Source organism: Shewanella colwelliana (assembly GCF_001735525.1).
Classification (GTDB): Bacteria; Pseudomonadota; Gammaproteobacteria; order Enterobacterales; family Shewanellaceae; genus Shewanella; species Shewanella colwelliana.
Genome location: NZ_MCBT01000042.1, coordinates 1 through 2,162, shown reverse-complemented (window position 1 = coordinate 2,162; position 2,162 = coordinate 1). Strand labels below are relative to the sequence as shown.

Sequence of the window (2,162 nt, the reverse complement as noted above, 5' to 3'; positions counted from 1 at the left end):
CGTGGCATAAAAACCTCCTTGTTCAATGCTAAATCAAAGCATAGTTAGAGGTTTGCTTCTGCGCAATTAATGATGGGTGTCTATGTTTTAGCCAAAAGTGTAAATTAAGCTCCCCGACCTAAACCAGCGTGAGCTCTCACGCCGCTATTTACTATATAAAGGTATCACTTCCTACAACTCTGGGCTTGTTCAACACTCGGGATAAGGACGCGGCTACGCGCGGCCTATCCTTATTTGTTATGTACACTCGTCTTTGCTGCTACCTGAAACTGCACGACCGATAGCACCTGAAATTACAGAAAGAATACCGTTAACCGTATCTTCATTATTTTTTTTATGCGATTGTCCATTATTTCGTTCTTTTTCTCGTCGATCATTTTCACTTTCATATGAACCAACGACAAAATCACAACTAATATTTTTACCATTAGTCGTAGAACAACCAGTAAGAAAAATTGCAGATATTAATATTATTTGTTTAACACCTATCAAAGCCACTCCTTGTGTACATAACGATCGTGGTTCACGAGCCGAAGGTCTCGTGAAACGGCTTGTTCTTTACTTTCGGAGAGAGGAGGTTATCGCTACTCAATCCGTGAGTTTATATTCCATGCCCTTGGGGCTTAATTAATGCCCCCTGCGGCGTGAGGGAAGCATCGCTGCTTTACTTGAAGTCAATTGCAGGTCTCTTAAAAGCTTCGCTTTACGAGCCTTAGCAAGTGCCTTCAAGCTATCATAAATTAGGCGTTTCTTCCATCGCGTTTGGCTCTATCTATTCCTTCGGCTAGACTTAAATATCACTTCTTTTTTGCTAAAAATCGTCTACCGCAGGTCAAGAACGCCCGCCTCAACTGCCGGAGGCTACTGGCGCCTTTTGTGCGGTTTTTTGCACAAAAGGTGACAGTGGCCGGAGGTCAGATTGCAGGCACTGGTTATGTGCTGATTACTCATTACGAGCCTGTATTTCAGTTAAGCAGCCTTCGCATATTGGCATTATTTGAGCGTTGCCTTCAGAGATATCATTCCATTCTGCTTGCTCTAATAAGACCTTATCACAATCACCACACCAAGCCTCTCTAAACGGGTATTCTGGATCCGGATCATCAGTGGCTTCATAAAAACCAAGACCCTCACCGTATTGTAAGTGCTTGCATATGAACGATGGTTTTTGCAATCCATGCCTAGCACATTCCATCTTACTATCTTTGTTTAATGGACTACCCATAATTCCTCATTGGCACATAACGCCTGCATTTGCGGCTTGGGTGAAATGGCGGCTTTTGTGCGTGTTTCTGCACAAAAGATGACAGTTTACCCAAGTCCGGCAAGATGCACTGGTTATGTTTATTTAAGTTCATTGAGCCACTTCTCTGGGTCGTTAGCAAACGCGTAGGCACTTGATGCTTTTGCTATACGTAATAACTCTAAGGTGTCTGCTGGTATTATTTTTTGCTGCGCGGGTATAAAAATTACACAAGATAGAGCTTTAGAAATAGATACCACGGTTTCAAGCAGAGGTAAAAACTTGGACCTCATATCTATCCGAACTTGAATATCTTCCAGAGCTTCGCCCTCATACCAGACCTGAACATCAGTTTCTTTTTCTTGACCAAAACTAACCAGATCTTCGTGCCACGATTTAGATAAGGAGAAGTGCTTGCCAATTATTTCTTGGGCGTTTCTGGCAATGATACCAACCCATGCACATGACGTATCATATGACTCTTCCTCGGAATAAAGTAGAGGAATTGGGTCATCATTTGACTCAACCCAAACCTTCGGGATCAGACAAACCTTAAATTGCCAAGCGGCCATTAAAATAGCTCCATTGCTACGAGAACATAACATTTTATTAGTGCGCATGCGCGTTTACCTCGTTGGACCAGTGAAAACGCGCACAGTTAACTATCTGTATGTAATGAACTTATCAGCATTTTGCTAAATATACCATCTGGAAAAACGCGCATGCGCGTTTTCCAAACCTATTATCTACTTGACAAATAGCATAAGTGATTAATTCTAATGCTATTTATTTAAATCAACATGAGAAAACGCGCACGAATACAGGATGGAAATCGTTCAAAATCCTGATGATTTGAATATGACTGTATAGTTATCCAGTTTTTGGTTGGGAAGTAATGAATTACATCTCGCTGGTGTAG

3 protein-coding genes are annotated in these 2,162 nt (G+C 41.7%); all 3 read right to left on the bottom strand.

Features of this window, described 5'->3' with window-relative positions:
• Positions 1-237: 237 nt before the first annotated feature.
• Positions 238-492, bottom strand: coding sequence for a hypothetical protein (locus BEL05_RS13015; protein WP_069671409.1), 255 nt, complete (start codon positions 490-492; stop codon positions 238-240).
• A gap of 451 nt (positions 493-943) precedes the next feature.
• The gene (locus BEL05_RS13010) at positions 944-1,225 is read right to left on the bottom strand and encodes a hypothetical protein (protein WP_069671408.1); all 282 of its coding nucleotides are present in this window, start codon (positions 1,223-1,225) and stop codon (positions 944-946) included.
• Positions 1,226-1,344: 119 nt separating this feature from the next.
• Complete coding sequence (locus BEL05_RS13005) at positions 1,345-1,815, bottom strand: hypothetical protein (protein ID WP_069671407.1); 471 nt, start codon at positions 1,813-1,815, stop codon at positions 1,345-1,347.
• Positions 1,816-2,162 lie beyond the last annotated feature (347 nt).

Excerpts from the sequence above, each read along its gene's own strand:
- BEL05_RS13005 (WP_069671407.1), bottom strand. The coding sequence starts at position 1,815 with ATGGCCGCTTGGCAATTTAAGGTTTGTCTGATCCCGAAGGTTTGGGTT.
- BEL05_RS13010 (WP_069671408.1), bottom strand. The coding sequence starts at position 1,225 with ATGGGTAGTCCATTAAACAAAGATAGTAAGATGGAATGTGCTAGGCAT.